We start from the raw sequence: 17,927 nt of genomic DNA, 5'->3' as shown, positions 1-17,927 counted from the left end.
CTACAATACAGAACGTGAAAAACTTGACGCTGTTGTTAAACGTGTTAGAGAACTTCATGCCAAAGGTCAGCCGGTACTCATAGGTACTGCTTCGATAGAAAAGTCTGAAATGATAGATACCAGGCTCAAAAAAGAGAAGATACCACACAACATGCTCAACGCTAAAAACCATGCTCAAGAAGCAGAGATCATCATGAATGCCGGACACAAAGGTGCAGTGACAGTGGCAACAAACATGGCTGGACGTGGGGTAGACATTAAGATAGATGATGAAGTAAGAAGCTTAGGCGGACTTATGATACTTGGTACAGAACGTCATGAGAGTAGACGTATCGATAATCAGCTTAGAGGTCGTTCAGGACGTCAAGGTGACCCGGGTGAAAGCCAATTCTTCCTTAGTCTTGATGACAATCTTCTTCGAATCTTCGGTGGAGAAAAAATAAGAAACATCATGAACAGACTTGGTGTGGAAGATGGTGAATATATCGATTCCAAGATCGTTACACGTTCTGTAGAAAAAGCACAGAAAAAAGTAGAAAACCAACACTACGAGTCAAGAAAACACATCTTGGAATATGATGATGTAGCCAATCACCAAAGAAAGGCCATTTATGCCTTTAGAAACCAACTCCTGGACACTGAGTTTGACATTGCTGCAAAGATCAAAGAGAACCGTGCAGAATATATAGACCATCTTTTAGTAGAGGTGGGGATCTTTGAAGGTATGCCGACAGAAGACTTTAATGTTGAGAGACTTGCCGCACTGATCAAAGAAGAACTTCGTATTGAAGTACAAAGCGAACATTTTAAAGGCAAAGAGGTAAACGAGATCACAGCTATGATCACTGAAATGATGGAAAACCTTTACGAAAATAAAATGTCTCAGATCGATCCTGAACAAAGACAAGAGATAGAACGTATCCTATATCTTCAAGTGCTTGATCCACAATGGAGAGATCACCTTTATGAAATGGATGTCCTTAAAACAGGAATCGGACTTAGAGGGTATAACCAAAAAGATCCTCTTACAGAGTACAAACAAGATAGTTATAAACTCTTTACAGAGCTTGTAAGCCGGATTAAACTGGAGGCGGTAAAGGTACTTCAACTTGTTCAGTTTGACTTTGAATCTCCAGAAGAGGAAGAGGCGGCAGTTGAGCAGATCAGAGAAGAGCTAGAGAGTGATGTGGCAGATGCAAAACTCAGTACAGATGAGCAGGAAGAAGCTAAGAAAAAACCTTTAACCGCTACAAAGAAGCCTAAAAGAAATGAGCCATGTCCATGTGGTTCAGGTAAAAAATATAAAAACTGTTGTGGACAAAGTGGACCTAAAAAAGGTCTCCTGGCATAATGTCCACATCTGCAAGAATCTCCTCGCCTAATAAAAAGTTTATTAGGCATATTATTAAACACTACCTGAAATACGATAGAGAAAACCCTTTTATCTTTATCTCTGCAATGTTGGCATTTTTAGGTATTGCTGCGGGTGTAATGGTACTTATGATAGCCATGGGGATCATGAACGGGACACAAAAGGAGTTTACCAAAAAGCTTTTTGTCATGAACTACCCTCTTACGGTACTTCCTCTGGAAGAAAATTCAGTTAATGATGCTCTTATTACCTCATTGGGAGAAAAGTTTCCCCATCTTAAATTTAGCCCTTACTACACTACACAGGTCATCACAAAAAATGATGGTGCAGTACAGGGATCTTTGGTCTATGGTGTTGATTTTGACAAAGAGAGTGAGATCAATACTATTTTTAAAGAAGCCAGAGGCAACGAAACAAGCAAGTTTAGAGTTGTCTTAGGTGAAGGTCTCTCTTTTGAAATGAATGCCCCTAAAGGCGAGAAAGTTACGCTTTACTTTTCAGAACAGCAGGCCATAGGTTTTGGAACCATGCCGCTTCAAAAACGTTTTATCATTGATGGTATTTTCAAGTCTGGTCTCAAAGCCTATGATAAAGCCATTATGTACACCTCTTTGGAAGCTTTTGAAAAACTACTGAAACGTACACATGGAAGCTATGATGGTCTGCATATCTATACTGAAAACCCTCTGGATGAAATAGCGGATATAAAACAAGCTTTGCCTGAAATGGTTGTCATAGAAGGCTGGTGGCAACAGAATGGTAATTTCTTTGCTGCTATGGAAATGGAGAAAAAAGCACTTTTCCTAGTCTTACTGCTCATCATTCTTGTTGCATCTCTCAACATCATTTCATCTTTACTTATGACAGTAATGAGCAGAAGAAGAGAGATAGCGCTTATGCGTACACTCGGTGCCACAAAAATGGAGATAAAATCTATCTTTTTTAGATTAGGACTTATTATAGGTAGTGCTGGTATTGTGGCTGGTACAATGCTTGGTGGACTTGGTATTTGGATACTGACTACTTTTGATATTATCTCTATGCCGGCAGATGTTTACGGTACGTCTAAATTACCTGTAGATCTCACGCTAAATGATTTTGGGTTGATCATTCTAGGGACAAGTATTATCATATTACTCTCTGCTCTCTATCCAGCAAAAAAAGCATCGCAGACAGACCCATTAACTGTACTCAGAAATGAATAGACAGCTTTAATTAAACATATCCATCACAGCATTACCATGCTCAAATACATCAAACATTGAAGCTTCCTCTTCCTCTTCAAAAAGGTTAAATGGCGAGTCATCAAATACACCGAACATCGTATTGTACATTTTGGAAGAGTTATACATCATGCCTGACATCATCTCTGCAGATTGACCAGAATACTTTGCTCCTTTATACATTGAAGTACCGGTATCTCTTATGTCTCCAAGGATACCAAACCCTAAAACACTGTCCAAAACACCACTCTCTTTTTTCTTACTGCTAGAGCCAAAGAAACTAGGAATTCCGATATCTATACCGATCGTATCACCAAAGTCACTTATACTGTTAGTAATAGAGAAACCTGTGTCTTTCTTTTTGCCACCCATACCTATCGTGCTTTTGATACTTGAAAGAGCATTATCTACACTTAAAGCATCTAATCCCTCTTTTACATCTTCTACCCTTCTATCTAACCTACTCTCATTTTTGGGTGTCCTGTACCCTATATTTAATTCTTCTCTTATACTGTCGATTCGTAGTGTTTGTACACTAGGCTCTTTAATATCTAATTGTGCTTTTATTTTTTGTAGTTTTAACTCTTTTTGGCTAGGGCCTTTAATATCTAACTCTCTGCGTATTCTTTCTATTTCACTCTCATTTTCACTCTTTATTTGGGTCATTTGAGATTTTTCAGGTTTCTTTGATTTCATTTTTTCTGGTAAACGTTCTTTTTCTGTGATCTTGGGTATTTTTACTTTTTCCTCAACCCTCTTATTGGATTTCTTTATCACTGCTTTAGCATCTTCATCAGGTCTATCAAATATGTGTTCCATAGGTACAAGTTCGTCATCTCTATCGCCTGTAGGTATTTCTGTAGTTTCATGTGGTAAAAGTTCGCTATCTGTGCCTATAGAAATTTCTGGAGTTTCATCTTGTATCGTATAGTGGGTCTTCATATCTTGTAAACCCCTCTTTTCATCATGACTCAAATCAGCCCATATAAAAACACTTAACCCCAGTGTCATTAAAAGAATTTTTTTTATCATTTATATTGCCTTTTATTCTCACTCATTTTTTCATTATACACTATTTTATTTATTTATAATATGTTCTGGTGACTCAATTGTCCTCTGGAGAATCTTCAGAGGCAATGAGAGAATATCACCTCCTGCAGATGTATTTACCTGCGGATTATCCAATGTACCTGTAATCTGCAGTCCAAAGGTCAAACTCTTGTCTCCACCCGTGATTATATAGCCTAAAACTGGCAAACTGCCCACCAATTTACCTATCTCTCTTGCAGTCTGGATAGCAAGATTCAAATTAATGGTTTTTTTCTTCAGATCAATTTCCCCCGTTCCTGCGATCGTTGCTGACGATCCTTTAATATAGATGGAATCAAATATTATTTTATCTCTCTTGACCATTCTGTATTCAGCTACTCCCTCTTCAATAGTAAATCCTTTTTCAGAATAACCCGGGTTCTGCAACGATGCCAAAGCAGGTACGGTATTGATGAAAGCCAAAGTATTGTTATATGCTTTGAAGTCTTTCATTACACCACCTTCTACAATGATCTCACCCTTCATCGTCTTCTCAGGATCTCCCCATTTTTTTAGAGTGTACCGCCCATCCTGCAAACCTTTAAAATTGATCAAGGGGTGTAATGTCTTATCTTTTATACGTAGTGCTCTCATAGATAAAAGTTCCTGCTTTTTAGCAAATTTAATAATATCATTCGATGAACTTCCTATCGCCTTAATGTTGCCGTTAGGTTTGACTTCTATATCGTAGCTGTCTGTGATTAAACTATATTCTTCATATCTCAGATTACTCTTTTTACCTAAAATGATCAAAGATTTACCCTGTATTTCCTTACCTTTATTTTTGGTCTTTTCTTGGTTTGTCTTATTTGTCGTTTTTAGAAATTCTTTAAGATCAATATTGAGACTTGTTATTTTCACACGTGAGGAAGCCTGATTATAATGAAAACGTTTGCTGAAAGCATAAAAATCTACGTCAGTAGGTGTAACTTTACCTTCAAAAGGTACTCTTGATTTACATTGATTGTCTTTGTCATATAAAAAACATGATGTTCTTTTCAGTATTCCTTTAAAATCATATGATTGAAAGTCTTTTGTTTTTATATCTACATGCCCACCTTGTTCAATAGGTCCTGGATCTGGAAGATAGGGTTTAATTTTATTGATATCTGTTAAAAAGATATTTGTCTCATTCTTATCGCTGGTAAGTTTTATATGTAGTTTAGGTATTTCTACTTCTATAGTATCTTCATAGCCTAATTTAAAAGGCAATGTTTGATCTTTTAGAACAAAAAACTTCTTCCCATCCTCTCCAAGTTCAATACTTTTAGCATCAAAGACCAAGTCTGCTTTTTTCTTTTCGAGATCTATCTTACCATTGAGATTACCTTCATATAGTGTATCTTTCAAATAAATATTTTTTAAAGTAATCACTCCCTTTTGATACTGGAGTATACCTTTCTCAATAGCAAATTTGACTTTTTCCAACCATATAACACTTTGTTCAAAGTCAACATTGACAAAGAAATCTTTATACGTATTTTTCAAACTTATATCTGCCATGAAGAGAACATTTGCTTTACCGCTGTCTTGATTGATCGGCAATAGCAGGTCATATGCATTTAATAAATTTTGTAATTTACTGTCGTAGGGTGCATTCGCCCTGATCTTAAGCTTTAGATTCGTATGGGTATTAAGTAAATTGAGTATACTGACCTCACTCCCTTTCAAACTTATACCTTCATACGTAGGTTCTTTCAAGTCAAAGTAGAGTCCTCCATCGTTGTAAGTCAATATAAAACTTGGCACTAAAACCGGGGGAAGTTCATCTTTAAAATATATTTTTGCATCTGAGAAAAGAACCTCTCCCTTTAAGGCATCAAAATCTATTTTAAATTTACCCTCTTCTATTTTTCCTTTTCCGGATAAAGAATGAAGTGAATATTCACTGGCTTGAACCTTATCAACCACCCAACTTCGAACAACTTCCATGAGATTAAACTTATCTATAATACCTTTTAAATCTGTAAAAGGATCACTGCTTAGTCCAAAGTCTATCTCATTCCCTTTTTTACTTGCAGTGAACTTTCCTGATGCTCCGTTTAAGGTAAAATTCCCTTCCGTTGCCAATCTATCTTCATGCAGATCATATGTAAATTTTCCATTCATTGCCACATGATGTTGTTTTAAATTAAGAAAAGGTATAGTGGCTTTTATCATCTTCCCTTCACGTTTTACCGTCCCGACAATTTCATAATCCTTACTTGTAAGCTTCAAATAGTCATCGCGATATTTTATACTTAATGTATTATTTTGAAAAACAATATTTTTAAGATCAATGGATTCAAAGAAGGTAAGTATATACTTTATCCGATCAAATGCTTCATCTATTCTATTGAAAGACGGGTCTTCTTTACTTTCAGGGATAATGACATTATCTGCTTTGAGTATAAGCTTTTTATCGAGTTTAATGTATAATCCATCTACACTGTAATCAGCTACCTTAACTGTATCTAACTTGATACCTGCAAGAAGCCACATGAAAAAAGCAATAAAAAGGACAACGAAGAAAATGAGTGTATTACGTAAAAGCACATGGATGGCATGGGCAGAAAACATTGCACTTGTTTTGATCATCTCATTTGCCTTTTATACTACACTGCCCATTCAAACAACACGAACACTTTTAGTTCCGCAGGGCTCTATTACATATATTATATCACAGCTGACACAAAAAGGGTATGCGTTAAGCCCCATAGACAAATATATTTTGATCTTTCTTGGTAAACCGCAAAGTGGTTGGGTAGATATAGGTGCAACCCATTTAAACCGTATCGATTTTCTCTATAAACTTACTACGGCAAAAGCAAAAATGGAAGAGATCACACTCATTCCAGGAGAAACAACAGAACTGTTTTTAACTTCAGTGGCCACTGATCTAAAACTCAACAAAGAAAAATTAGAAACATATTACAAAGAGTTTTCGAAGTATCCTGAGGCAGGTATCTATGCTGATACCTATTATGTGCCTTATGGTATTACTGAAAAACACCTCATGCATTTCCTTCTCAGTGAATCTGAAAAAAAATATGAAGAGATCTCAAAGAAAATTTACGGAACCTACAATAAAAAACAGTGGTCAAATATACTTATCATCGCCTCTATCATACAAAAAGAAGCAGCCAATACAACAGAGATGCCCATCGTCTCATCTGTGATTTACAACCGTCTTAAAAAAGGTATGCGTTTACAAATGGATGGAACACTTAACTACGGTAAATATTCACATATCAAAGTGACCCCTGAGCGTATCAAAAATGACACAAGCAGATATAACACATACAAGTATAAAGGCTTGCCTCATTCACCAATAGGTGCAGTCTCTTTTGATGCCATCATTGCAGCGATCAAACCGGCTAAAACAAACTATCTTTACTTCATGAAAAATGCTCAAGGTGTACATGACTTTACGGACAGCTATAAAAAACATCGTAAAAATATTCAAAAAGCACGTTGAACTTACAAAGATTAAGCGCTAAGTACTTCGAGGTCATTCAGATCAAACAAAAGTAAATTCTCATCCTGTAACTGTAACAGCTCATTTGAAAATCCACTCTTGGAAAAAAGTGCATAGACATCCACTTTGATACCAGATTCCAGTGCCTTTGCTTTGAGCTTGGTGAGTTCGTTTTTGCACACCTTCCGGTCTTTATATTTACATTCTCCTAAAATGACCTTTTTGTCTTTAGTCACCGCCAAAATATCAAATTCACTGTGGATATTCCAAAAGCTACCTCTACTGATCAATGGATTTTTATCTTCATAGTATTGTGTAAGAAGTGCATCACAGAGTTGTTCATACACCAATGAACGCAAACGGTCATAGTGTTTTTCAAAGTTTTCCAAGAAAGCATCACCCTTCCCTAAAGCCAGATCTTTTCTATAATAGGTTACAAACCCAAACCAAAAACGCATAAAAGGCTGTACAAAACGAAGTTTGTCCTGTACACGGTAAGAACGCTGCTCTTTTTTGAGTTTGTGTTTAGGGTGAATGCGTAAGGGGGATTCTCTAGAAATTTCAACCTTCAATACATTTAAGTCAACTAACTCTTGAACAATCTGTTCTCCCAAAGCCTCACTGAGTTTTGCTTTTCTAATTACAGAGTAGAGTTTTCCATCGCCTCTGGCTACGGAGATAAGTATTTCTCTATAAGGACTTTCTAAAAGATATGAAGGAGAAACAAGTGCCTGAAATTTTGAGAAATTTTGTACAAAATTAGACTCTACCATAGAAAAGACATCATCAAAATAGTCCAATTCTATATTTTTACCTATCCCACCCAAAATTGAGAAATACTCAACAGCCTGTTCTAGTTCCAAATAAGAAAAATGGTGATAAAACCTTTGAAATGATGCTTTGATGAAACCCCTTTATCCATAAATTAAATTATTTTAACATACTTTTATTTGAATTTTTGTATGATTAATTATTAATCAACACTAAAGAGTATTATGGAAACATTTTTCAGCAAATCAGATAAAGTACAACATATTATCAAGAGTTTTAACCTCACAAAAACACTCTTTGTCTCCTCTATCATTATAGGTGAAGCACATACGGGTAAAAAGTCCCTTGCACGATCCCTTTTTCCTGATGCTCCCCTAGTCTCAGGGAAGGATCAAAAAGAGGTTGAAGAAGCACTCGAGATCAGTGATGAACTCATCATCACAAACTTTGAAAAACTCAGTAATCAAAATACTCTTGATTTTACAAATAAACGTATCATTGTTACAGCAGACTATTTGGGTAATCCCGAACTCATTGATGATCTTTTTGCTTTCATTTATACGATGCCATCATTACAAGAGCGTCCTGAAGATATTAATTATCTAATAGATCTATTCATAAAGGAAGCAAGCTCAACTCTTATGGTAGATGCTCTTAACATTGATCAAGATGATATCCCTTTAAACCTTACTAAAAACAGTAAGAGCCTTAAAAGATCTGTCTACATGTACATCATGAAATTAAGTATGAATGCGCAAGATATTGAAAGTGTACTCTACGGCTATTTGCTCAAGCATCTTGATGGAAATGACGGATATAGAGAACATCTGGGTTTATTTGAAAAACCTCTTATAGAAGCAGGTCTTAAAAAATTTGGTTCACAACTACAGCTCTCACAGGTTTTAGGTATTAACAGAAATACACTTAGAAAGAAAATACATGAACACAACATCGATTGATTTCAAATCTTTTATAGAATGGGATAACAATCCTTTTATACTTTTTAATAATCAAGGAAAGATACTCTACCTTAATAACGCAGCTGAAATTTTATTTGGCTATGTTAGTAAAAAAGAGCTTTATGATATTTCTTTATCCTATGCACCTCAAAATTTCGGATATAAGACCACCTCACTGACACTGAACTATGATTCATTTTTGTTCCATGCCATTACAGTAGGATATGAAAATGAAGAACACATTTCACTACGTCTATATAACACGCCTCGTATTAAACCCACACGTAAGATTGAAACAGATAAACTCATCACTACAGACATCAACATCCTACTTGAGGCTAATTTGGCACTTTTCAGAATCAAGAACACGAATCCGCTCAAACTATTGACCGATCAGGACCTACCGGCATTTAAAATAGACCAAAATAATTTTTCAAAATTGCTAAGAAAAGTACTTGATGCATTTAGAGCTTCAGACTCTATTGATATTTCTCTCAAACTTCTTTTTGGTCAACATGTCATTATAGAAGATAAAAGGATCTCTCTTATTCAACTCTCTATATCTGCAAATGGACGCTATGCAGATACAGATGAAGAGATATGTACACTTGCAGGTGATAGCCAAATCAAATGTCTCCTTAAAGAACACTCCATTAAACTTGAAATACCACTTATACAATAATCAATTACCTATTGGTTAAAAATTAATCAATAGGATGAAATAAAAAATCACTATCCATGTTACTATTATCTTGTAAAAATTAATTTAAAGGAAATAGCATGAAATTAAAACTTTCAGCTCTAATGGCAATGTTTTTGCCTATCTTCGCTTTTGCAGAAGATAAACTGGACACAGGTGATACAGCATGGATGATGGTATCGACAGCATTTGTACTTCTTATGACACCAGCAGGATTGGCACTTTTCTATGGTGGTATGACAAGAAGTAAAAACGTATTAAATACATACGCGATGGTTATGGGTGCATTTGTACTTGCATTTGTAGTATGGATAATTGCAGGTTACTCTATTGCATTTGGAACGAATGAAAGCGCAATGCTTCAAAATGTATTTGGTGGATTTAATCATATCATGCTTGACGGTATTAAGTGGACTGACCTTTCTGGTACTTACCCTACTTATGTATTTATTGCATTCCAAGGTACATTTGCCGCGATTACTGTAGCGATTGCTTCAGGTTCTGTTATCGGACGTATGAAATTTTCTACTTGGATGGTTATCGTTGCTCTATGGGGTCTTCTTGTTTATGCTCCAATAACACACATGGTATGGGGTGGAGACGGTGCACTTCTTTTTGATGCTGGTGCTCTTGACTTTGCCGGTGGTACAGTTGTACACATGAATGGTGGTTTAGCTGGTCTTGTACTTGCTATCTTAGTTGGTAAAAGAGCCGGTTATCCTAAAGTAGCTATGAAACCATATAGTATTCTTCTTACTGCTGTTGGTGCAGCACTATTATGGTTCGGTTGGTATGGATTTAACGGTGGATCTGCATTTGGTGCAAACGCTATCGCTGGTCTTGCTGTAATGACGACAACTGTTGCTACTGCTGCAGCTGCTGTAACCTGGATGCTACTTGAGTGGTTTGTCTTTAAAAAGCCTACACTTCTTGGGATTGCCTCAGGTATCATTGCTGGTCTAGTTGCTATCACTCCAGCTGCTGGTTTTGTAAGTGTTGGTGGTGCGTTCATAGTAGGTATCGTTGGTTCGATCTTTGCATTCTTCGGTGTTGTTGCACTTAAGAAAAAACTTGGTTATGATGATTCTCTAGATGCATTTGGTATCCACTTCTTAGCAGGTCTTTGGGGTGCACTTGCAACTGGTATCCTTGCACTTGATGATAAAGATCTACTCTGGGATGGTCCAATGAAAGAGAGTGGTGACAGAATGGGACAATTCATGGTACAAGTTGAATCAGTTGTTGTAGTTGGACTCTTTACACTAATCGGTACAGTCATTGTGTACTATATCGCTTCAGCTATTACAGGTGGTGCAAGAGTAGATGAAGAGACGGAAGCTGCTGGTCTTGATGAAACGATTCACGGTGAAGTTGTAGTAAATTCGTAAGAATTTGCTACTATTAATTTATAAAGGATTAAATAATGAAAAAAATTGAAGCAATTATCAAACCATTTAAACTGGAAGATGTAAAAGATGCTCTTGTAGCAGCAGGTATTGAAGGGATGACTGTATCTGAAGTTAAAGGATACGGAAGACAACAGGGACACTCTGAACTCTACAGAGGAGCTGAATACGTAGTTGAATTCATCCCTAAGATCAAGATCGAACTTGTTGTTAGTACTGATGCCTATGCAGAAACTGCCATCAAAGCGATCAGCGAAGCGGCTAAAACAGGTAAGATCGGTGACGGTAAAATATTTGTTAGCACGATTGAGCATGTTGTTCGTATCAGAACAGATGAAACTGACTCTGACGCACTCTAAGCTTTTATAGAGATAAGGCAATGCCTTGTCTCTAGCCATATGATTAAAAATTAATCAATTTTACCCTAACTTATCCTCTACAATTTAACAAACTGCCTTATTTTAAATCAAAACCTTCTTTGAATCCTTCTAGATAATAGATACAATATTAGCACTCAAATATTAGGGATTACATATGGAAATTAATTACGTAATAGATACATTCTTTGCTATCTTTGCAATGACTCTGATCATATTAATGGTACCAGGGTTCGCAATGCTGGAAGCAGGATTAGTACGGACTAAAAATGTTACTTCAGTGCTCACTGTAAATGTGATGATCTATGCAATAGCCTCTATGTCTTTTTTACTGATAGGCTATGAGTATGCATTTGGTAACTGGGACCATCAGGATGGAATGAGTAAGTGGGCATTTTTTATGTTCCAAATGGCATTTGTAGGAAAAGTTATCAACATCATGAGTGGTGGGGTCAGTGAACGATCCCGTATCTTACCTTTAGCACTGTTTACAATTGCTGTAGGTGCTTTTATCTATCCAACTATTGTAAACATCACTTGGGGTGCTAACTTTTTAGATGGAACAATGTTAGATATCTCAGGTCTATCTGATCTGGCAGGCTCAACAGTCATTCATTCAACAGGTGGATGGGCACTCTTGGCAGCCATCATTATCATGGGGCCTAGACATGGTCGCTTTAGAAATGGACAGATTCGTGTTATTCCTGCATCAAGTATTCCATTAGTAACACTGGGTGCTTTTTTACTTTGGATAGGTTGGTTTGGATTTAATGGTGGTTCTGTAGGTGCTATCTCCTCAAAAGAGAATGCTGATGCAGTAGCACTCACTATCATGAATACCAACACAGCTGGATTGGCAGGAGCCATTGCAGGATGGTTACTTACTTATTTTCGATATAAGAAGTTCGATATCACCATGATACTCAACGGTGCCTTAGGTGGACTCGTGGCAGTTACAGCAGGCCCTCACCTCTATGATATACATACACCTATCTTGATTGGATTGATCGGTGGTGCATTGGTTGTTATAGCTGTACCACTTTTTGATAAACTTAAACTTGATGATCCAGTGGGTGCACTCTCTGTTCACTTGGTTAATGGTATCTGGGGTACGCTTGCAGTAGGTATTTTTGTCAGTGAAGTAAGCATAATTGCACAACTAAAAGGTATCATTGTAGTAGGCGTTATCGTCTTCCCTCTTGCATGGATCACTATTTTTACAATCAATAAGATCTTTGTACTTACAGCTGGAGATGAAGAACAATTAGAAGGTATTGATGCCACAGAATGTGGTATAGAAGCATACCCGGAATTTAAACGTTCTATCTAATAGAATGCAATCTAGGCAAAGCCTAGCTTTTACTACGCTGACGCTGAATCTTCTTCAGCAGAAAGCTCACGCGACTAGTCGCTTTATAAAAATATTGAAGGAAACAAAATGAAAAAAATAGAAGCAATTATCAAACCATTCAAATTAGAAGATGTAAAAGATGCCCTTGTAGAAGTTGGCATAGAAGGCATGACAGTATCTGAAGTAAAAGGGTATGGACGACAACAGGGACACTCAGAACTCTACAGAGGTGCTGAGTATATTGTAGAGTTCATTCCTAAAGTAAAAATTGAGATCGTTGTCAGTAGCGATGACTATGCAAATAGAGCAATAGAAGCCATTAAAGAAGCTGCTAAAACTGGAAAGATAGGTGATGGTAAGATCTTTGTATCAGACATCTCTAAAACCATTCGTATCAGAACAGATGAAGAGGATGAGGAAGCTTTATAAATACTAAATGTATTTATAAAACTGACGAAGAAGCACCGTAAGTACTAAATGTACTTACAGAGCTTAGCTCACGAAAAGGCACTATAAGCCCTCTTCTCTTTTCAAAACATCAATCTTCTCTTCACTTCCAACTATTGTCCAAACCACTTTATCAAGACCAAAATCACGCTCGTAATTCGTAAGATCTAATTGTTTAAGTCTATATAATGTTTTATCCACTTCATTATAGTTTGTTGAAAACATATAGGTGATTTCTTTTTCATAAGACACAATTCTAGATTCTTTAAATACATTTTTAACAGCCAAAGCATATGCTCTTGCCATACCACCTGTACCAAGCTTTATACCTCCAAAGTAACGTACAATCAGTACTGCACAGTTTATGAGTTCTTCCCCACGTAAAACATTAAGTGCCGGAGTGCCGGCACAACCTTTTGGTTCTCCATCATCCGAGGAATTTTCTACGATCTGATCAAATTCATTGAGATATCTTAACGCATACACAACATGGTTGGCTTTCGGATGTTCAACTTTAAGTTTGGACTGCAATCCTTCATACTCTGATATAGGTACAAGGTGTGTCATAAACTTGGAGCGATTTACTTCTGTTGTATAAACAGTTTTTGAACTGACGGTGACCATCATTAAATTAAGGTTTATGCTTTCACTATTTCAGAGTCATATGCACTTGCTGCTCCACAGCAGAGACATACACTACAATTAGAACAAGGAAATGTACTATTATTTTTTTGTGCCCCATTCATCTTCACATATTTAACAATAAAATTAACAAAAGCCTCACTGCTATTCATACATTCAGCCACAATATAATCATCATATTTAATTTTATCAGCAATTTCACGATGCTCAATATCTAATTCAAAGAGTGTCTCAGAATTATCAATGGTAAATGCCAATGGGTAGATAAGCACTTTACGATTAAGGGGATTACGTAAAACATCCACAAGATTAGGTTCTAACCATGTGGCATTACCCACTTTTGATTGATACACTAATTTAACATCTTTAAAGTTTAGACCTTTTATTTTGAGTAAGGTTTTTATCGCACTCACATTAGCTTCAACTTGTCGTTGGTAAGGATCACCAGCTTTAATGATACTCAGAGGTAAACCATGTGCTGATAAAAGTAAATCATACTCTGATATATCTTTACCCTTGATAGCTTTTTCTATCTGTTCCACATTCGCTTTAATATAGTCAATATCATCATAATACTGACATGCCAACATAGTGATCTTAGGATGATAATCTAGAGCTTTACACCTAGATACTATATCTTCATAGGAGGAGAGTGTTGTTGTAGTTGAGTACTGTGGATAAAGAGGAAAAAGCAAGAGTTCCTCAACCCCTTCATCTCTACATTTTTTAAGTGATTCTTGAGCAAAAGGAGGTACATAACGCATTGCAGCATAAATAGGCATGTCTAATATATTTTTGAGATTTTCTATTAGTTCTTGTGTCAAATCTGATAAAGGAGACTTACCCCCTAAATGTGCATAACTCTCTTTAGCTTCATCTAAACGTTTTGAAATGATAATTTTACGGACAAGTGCTCTTGTTGCAGGATTCGTTGGTAAAATATTTTTATCTGAAAACATATTGTATAAGAAGAGTTCTACTTCATCAAGACTGTTAGGACCACCCATATTTAATAAGAATAATGCTTGCTTCACCTTACACCTTTTACTTTAATTGTTGTATCTTAGCATAGAAAGTGTAAAATTAGTTTAATATAAAAAAAGGATACATATGATTATCATTCCTGCACGTATAGGCTCAAGTCGCTTTCCCAATAAAGTCTTAGCAGACATTGGGGGGATGCCTATGGTAGTAAGAACTGCCAAGGCTGTTGAAGATATAGATAATGTTGTGATCGCTACAGACTCACAAGAAGTTGTAGACATTGCTAGTCAACATGAAATACAAGCTGTACTTACATCTACGACACATCAAAGTGGTACAGACCGAATCTATGAAGCAGCTCAAAAATTGGATTTAGATGAGGATGAGATCATTATCAATGTGCAGGGAGACGAACCTTTTATAGAAACAGAAGTCGTACAGGCTATATATGATCTGACGAAAAAGAATAAAGAAGATGAACGTGTTATGATGAATTCATGTTACAAGTACATCTCTAATCCAGAGGCTGATGACCCAAATATCGTAAAGGTTGTCACCGACAGTGATGATATAGCCCTCTATTTTTCAAGAGCAAAAGTACCCTATCCAAGAGACCATCATTTTGATTCGTACAAAGGGCATTTAGGTATCTATGGTTTTACAGTAAGATCATTACGTAACTTTTGCATGCTTGAGCCTGCACCGTTAGAAGATATAGAAAAACTGGAACAACTTAGAGCCCTTTATCATGGCTATGAAGTTGCAATGACAGAAGTGCATACAGAAAGTTTTGGTATAGACACCATGGAAGATTTAGAAAAAGCGGTTAAACACCATAGACTCTAACAAACTAAACTTATATTGTATATAGAGAAAGATTTCTCTATATACTCGTTCTTTTAACCTTTTACCGCTTTTCCAAGATCCCACATAGGCATAAAGATACCTAAAGCCATAAGCAAAACAAGTCCTGCAATAAAGAATAACAAAATAGGTTCAATATAGGCAGCAAGATTATCTATCAGATCCTGGAATTGCATATCATAATAACCGGTTACTTTATCTAACATGGCATCTAACTGACCACCAGCCTCACCTGCTTTTATCATCTGCAGAAGCATGTTCTCATAAAGACCTGTCAGTTGAAAAGCTTCTGCCAAATTCATACCACGACCAATATTGACATTCACCGTTAACAGCTGTTCTTTGATCGCTGCATTATCAACCATACCTACAGCTGTCTCTAACGCTTCTGAAACAGGAATACCTGATTTAACCAACTCTCCAAATACCAGATTGTACTTATGCATGGTAGAGAGAAAGATCGCTTTATTGATCAGATAAAAGCGTGGATGTATCATCATCTTATCCATCTGATATTTAAACTCTTCATTGTTCTTATACATAAATTTTACACCAAAGAAAATAGCAATCAAGATTGCAAGAATAAGTAGTCCATAATTACTTAATGCCCATTCTAATGATAGAAGTATTTTCGTAGGTACAGGAAGTTCAGTTTTAAATTTGTCAAATATATCTTTAAATTTTGGTACAACCACCATAATGAGTATCGTAAAGGCAATACCCATCGCCGCCAATGTGATCAAAGGTGTTCTAATAGCTTTTTTAAATTTAGCTGTATTATCTCTAATATTTTCAAGTATATCCGCAAGCTTATGGTAAGACTCAGAAATGTTACCTGTTCGCTCTCCAAGATTTGTCATCGCAATAGCCACATGCCCAAATTCTTCAGTATAAGGCTCTATTGCATCCGATATACTATTACCCGCATTAATATCATTGTTGATAGTTGCATATATCTCTTTTAGTTGCTTATTTTCCGTGTTTTCTGCAACTTCTACCAATGTATCATTAATAGGTATACCTGCATCTGTCATAACAGCTATCTGTCGTATCGTTGATATTTTATCATTGATCGGTATCTTGGACTTCATTGATTTTTGCAAACCAGATAATAGTTGAGATATACTATCTTCAAGAGGAGCAGATGTTTCTACAGCTTTCATTACCATCGTAGTAGGGAATTTTTGCTTAGCAAGACTAACTGCTGCCATTTTACTGTTAGCTTTTAGAAGCTCAAGTCGTTTTCTACCCTTGTCCATTACTGTTACATTAAAATATTTCATCTTATAATCTCGCTACTCTATAAATTTCTGCAATAGTCGTTTTACCTTCTAATGCTTTGTGGATACCATCTTCAAACATCGTTACAAAACCTTCTTCCATGGCCTGCTTTGTCATCTCTTCTTTGCTTGCACTACTTGCTATCAGTCGAGCAAATGTTTCACTGATAGTTAAAACTTCAGATATCATTTCCCTTCCTGAATATCCGCTGTGTCCACACTCTTTACAGCCCTCACCGATATAGAAAGTGGGATTCTCTGGAAGATACTCTTCAATTGACTTTCGAAGCGTTGCATCAAGTACAGTTGTTTTTTTACAATGCGGACATATCTTACGTACAAGTCGCTGTGCCTGTATGGCAACCAATGCACCACTGACGAGATACTCTTCAATCCCCATATCCAAGATCCTTGTGACTGCAGAAATAGCATCATTCGTATGCAGAGTAGAAAGGACCAAGTGCCCGGTAAGCGCAGCTTGAATGGCGATACGTAATGTCTCCTTATCCCTGATCTCACCGATCATGATCTTATCTGGATCCTGTCTTAATATCGATCTTAGTGCATCAGCAAAACTCAATCCGATACTTGCCCTTACCTGTACTTGTTGTAAACCACCCATCTGATACTCTACAGGGTCTTCAACCGTTATGATCTTATCCTTGACATCTTTTATCGCATTGAGGGCTCCATATAGTGTGGTCGTCTTACCAGAACCTGTAGGACCTGTAACCAATACAATACCGTATGGTACTTTAATAGACTCAGAGAACCTATCATAACAAAATTTGCTCATACCTGCATCTTCGAGCCTAATCATCGCTTTGGACTTATCCAAAATACGCAGTACAATAGATTCACCAAATATAGTTGGCAATGTTGAAACCCTAAAATCAAAATCTTTTTGTGATACGGTTGCAGAAAATCTACCATCTTGTGGTTTTCTTTTTTCTGCAATATCCAAATTTGAAAGTAATTTCATTCTTGAAGCCAATGGATTGAAAA

Annotated in this window: 17 protein-coding genes; 10 read left to right on the top strand and 7 right to left on the bottom strand. The window is 36.5% G+C overall.

Annotated elements, in window-relative coordinates:
- Both WBM70_RS10895 and WBM70_RS10890 read left to right on the top strand, forming a co-directional pair.
- On the top strand, positions 1-1,351 hold a 1,351-nt coding region (locus WBM70_RS10895), incomplete at its 5' end, for an SEC-C metal-binding domain-containing protein (protein ID WP_424558527.1).
- The gene (locus WBM70_RS10890) at positions 1,351-2,577 is read left to right on the top strand and encodes an ABC transporter permease (protein WP_424558526.1); all 1,227 of its coding nucleotides are present in this window, start codon (positions 1,351-1,353) and stop codon (positions 2,575-2,577) included. The genes WBM70_RS10895 and WBM70_RS10890, both read left to right, overlap by 1 nt.
- 6 nt (positions 2,578-2,583) lie before the next feature.
- On the opposite strand, the gene WBM70_RS10885 is transcribed toward WBM70_RS10890, so the two are convergent.
- On the bottom strand, positions 2,584-3,627 hold the full coding sequence (locus WBM70_RS10885; protein WP_424558525.1) for a hypothetical protein: 1,044 nt from the start codon (positions 3,625-3,627) through the stop codon (positions 2,584-2,586).
- Between the two features lie 45 nt (positions 3,628-3,672).
- Complete coding sequence (locus WBM70_RS10880) at positions 3,673-6,261, bottom strand: AsmA-like C-terminal domain-containing protein (protein WP_424558524.1); 2,589 nt, start codon at positions 6,259-6,261, stop codon at positions 3,673-3,675.
- Here WBM70_RS10880 and mltG point away from each other — a divergent pair.
- Complete coding sequence (mltG, locus tag WBM70_RS10875; RefSeq protein ID WP_424558523.1) at positions 6,197-7,141, top strand: endolytic transglycosylase MltG; 945 nt, start codon at positions 6,197-6,199, stop codon at positions 7,139-7,141. The genes WBM70_RS10880 and mltG overlap by 65 nt on opposite strands.
- Before the next feature lie 11 nt (positions 7,142-7,152).
- Here the strand turns inward: mltG and WBM70_RS10870 are convergent, their stop codons facing one another.
- A complete protein-coding gene (locus WBM70_RS10870; RefSeq protein ID WP_424558522.1) occupies positions 7,153-8,004 on the bottom strand; it encodes a DUF234 domain-containing protein in 852 nt (283 codons plus the stop codon).
- 132 nt (positions 8,005-8,136) lie between these two features.
- Between WBM70_RS10870 and WBM70_RS10865 the strand changes: the two genes are divergently transcribed.
- From WBM70_RS10865 to WBM70_RS10840, 6 genes are all read left to right on the top strand, one after another.
- Complete coding sequence (locus tag WBM70_RS10865; protein WP_424558521.1) at positions 8,137-8,871, top strand: helix-turn-helix domain-containing protein; 735 nt, start codon at positions 8,137-8,139, stop codon at positions 8,869-8,871.
- Positions 8,852-9,553, top strand: coding sequence for a hypothetical protein (locus WBM70_RS10860; RefSeq protein ID WP_424558520.1), 702 nt, complete (start codon positions 8,852-8,854; stop codon positions 9,551-9,553). Before WBM70_RS10865 ends, WBM70_RS10860 begins: the two co-directional genes overlap by 20 nt.
- 98 nt (positions 9,554-9,651) lie before the next feature.
- Positions 9,652-10,959 carry an ammonium transporter gene (locus WBM70_RS10855; protein WP_424558519.1) on the top strand — a complete coding sequence of 436 codons (1,308 nt, stop codon included), beginning with the start codon at positions 9,652-9,654 and terminating at the stop codon, positions 10,957-10,959.
- A gap of 35 nt (positions 10,960-10,994) precedes the next feature.
- Positions 10,995-11,336: a P-II family nitrogen regulator gene (locus WBM70_RS10850; protein ID WP_424558518.1), complete on the top strand. Its 342-nt coding sequence runs from the start codon at positions 10,995-10,997 to the stop codon at positions 11,334-11,336.
- A 175-nt stretch (positions 11,337-11,511) separates the two neighbouring features.
- A complete protein-coding gene (locus WBM70_RS10845) occupies positions 11,512-12,684 on the top strand; it encodes an ammonium transporter (RefSeq protein WP_424558517.1) in 1,173 nt (390 codons plus the stop codon).
- A gap of 108 nt (positions 12,685-12,792) precedes the next feature.
- Positions 12,793-13,134, top strand: a complete 342-nt coding sequence (locus WBM70_RS10840) for a P-II family nitrogen regulator (protein WP_424558516.1) — start codon at positions 12,793-12,795, stop codon at positions 13,132-13,134.
- Between the two features lie 81 nt (positions 13,135-13,215).
- On the opposite strand, the gene WBM70_RS10835 is transcribed toward WBM70_RS10840, so the two are convergent.
- Together WBM70_RS10835 and hemH are read right to left on the bottom strand one after the other, a co-directional pair.
- Positions 13,216-13,779: an IMPACT family protein gene (locus tag WBM70_RS10835; protein WP_424558515.1), complete on the bottom strand. Its 564-nt coding sequence runs from the start codon at positions 13,777-13,779 to the stop codon at positions 13,216-13,218.
- Positions 13,780-13,790: 11 nt separating this feature from the next.
- On the bottom strand, positions 13,791-14,828 hold the full coding sequence (gene hemH / locus WBM70_RS10830; RefSeq protein WP_424558514.1) for a ferrochelatase: 1,038 nt from the start codon (positions 14,826-14,828) through the stop codon (positions 13,791-13,793).
- Between the two features lie 76 nt (positions 14,829-14,904).
- Here hemH and kdsB point away from each other — a divergent pair, with 76 nt between their 5' ends.
- Positions 14,905-15,624 (top strand): 3-deoxy-manno-octulosonate cytidylyltransferase, encoded by a 720-nt coding sequence (gene kdsB, locus WBM70_RS10825; RefSeq protein WP_424558513.1) that lies wholly within the window; start codon positions 14,905-14,907, stop codon positions 15,622-15,624.
- Positions 15,625-15,677: 53 nt separating this feature from the next.
- Here the strand turns inward: kdsB and WBM70_RS10820 are convergent, their stop codons facing one another.
- Positions 15,678-16,925, bottom strand: a complete 1,248-nt coding sequence (locus WBM70_RS10820; protein ID WP_424558512.1) for a type II secretion system F family protein — start codon at positions 16,923-16,925, stop codon at positions 15,678-15,680.
- Position 16,926: 1 nt separating this feature from the next.
- A partial coding sequence (locus WBM70_RS10815) for a GspE/PulE family protein (protein ID WP_424558511.1) occupies positions 16,927-17,927 on the bottom strand: 1,001 nt, incomplete at its 5' end.

Origin of the sequence: Sulfurovum sp. (genome assembly GCF_049668085.1) — a bacterium.
Taxonomy (GTDB): domain Bacteria; phylum Campylobacterota; class Campylobacteria; order Campylobacterales; family Sulfurovaceae; genus Sulfurovum.
The sequence above is the reverse complement of the archived record's forward strand: the minus strand, read 5'-3'. Positions and strand labels throughout refer to the sequence as shown.

Bases quoted from the DNA above. Each gene is read 5' to 3' on its own strand.
- WBM70_RS10890 (WP_424558526.1), top strand. From the start codon at position 1,351: ATGTCCACATCTGCAAGAATCTCCTCGCCTAATAAAAAGTTTATTAGG.
- WBM70_RS10885 (WP_424558525.1), bottom strand. From the start codon at position 3,627: ATGATAAAAAAAATTCTTTTAATGACACTGGGGTTAAGTGTTTTTATA.
- mltG (WP_424558523.1), top strand. From the start codon at position 6,197: ATGAGTGTATTACGTAAAAGCACATGGATGGCATGGGCAGAAAACATT.
- WBM70_RS10880 (WP_424558524.1), bottom strand. From the start codon at position 6,261: ATGATCAAAACAAGTGCAATGTTTTCTGCCCATGCCATCCATGTGCTT.
- WBM70_RS10865 (WP_424558521.1), top strand. From the start codon at position 8,137: ATGGAAACATTTTTCAGCAAATCAGATAAAGTACAACATATTATCAAG.
- WBM70_RS10860 (WP_424558520.1), top strand. From the start codon at position 8,852: ATGAACACAACATCGATTGATTTCAAATCTTTTATAGAATGGGATAAC.
- WBM70_RS10855 (WP_424558519.1), top strand. From the start codon at position 9,652: ATGAAATTAAAACTTTCAGCTCTAATGGCAATGTTTTTGCCTATCTTC.
- WBM70_RS10850 (WP_424558518.1), top strand. From the start codon at position 10,995: ATGAAAAAAATTGAAGCAATTATCAAACCATTTAAACTGGAAGATGTA.
- WBM70_RS10845 (WP_424558517.1), top strand. From the start codon at position 11,512: ATGGAAATTAATTACGTAATAGATACATTCTTTGCTATCTTTGCAATG.
- WBM70_RS10840 (WP_424558516.1), top strand. From the start codon at position 12,793: ATGAAAAAAATAGAAGCAATTATCAAACCATTCAAATTAGAAGATGTA.
- WBM70_RS10835 (WP_424558515.1), bottom strand. From the start codon at position 13,779: ATGATGGTCACCGTCAGTTCAAAAACTGTTTATACAACAGAAGTAAAT.
- kdsB (WP_424558513.1), top strand. From the start codon at position 14,905: ATGATTATCATTCCTGCACGTATAGGCTCAAGTCGCTTTCCCAATAAA.
- WBM70_RS10820 (WP_424558512.1), bottom strand. From the start codon at position 16,925: ATGAAATATTTTAATGTAACAGTAATGGACAAGGGTAGAAAACGACTT.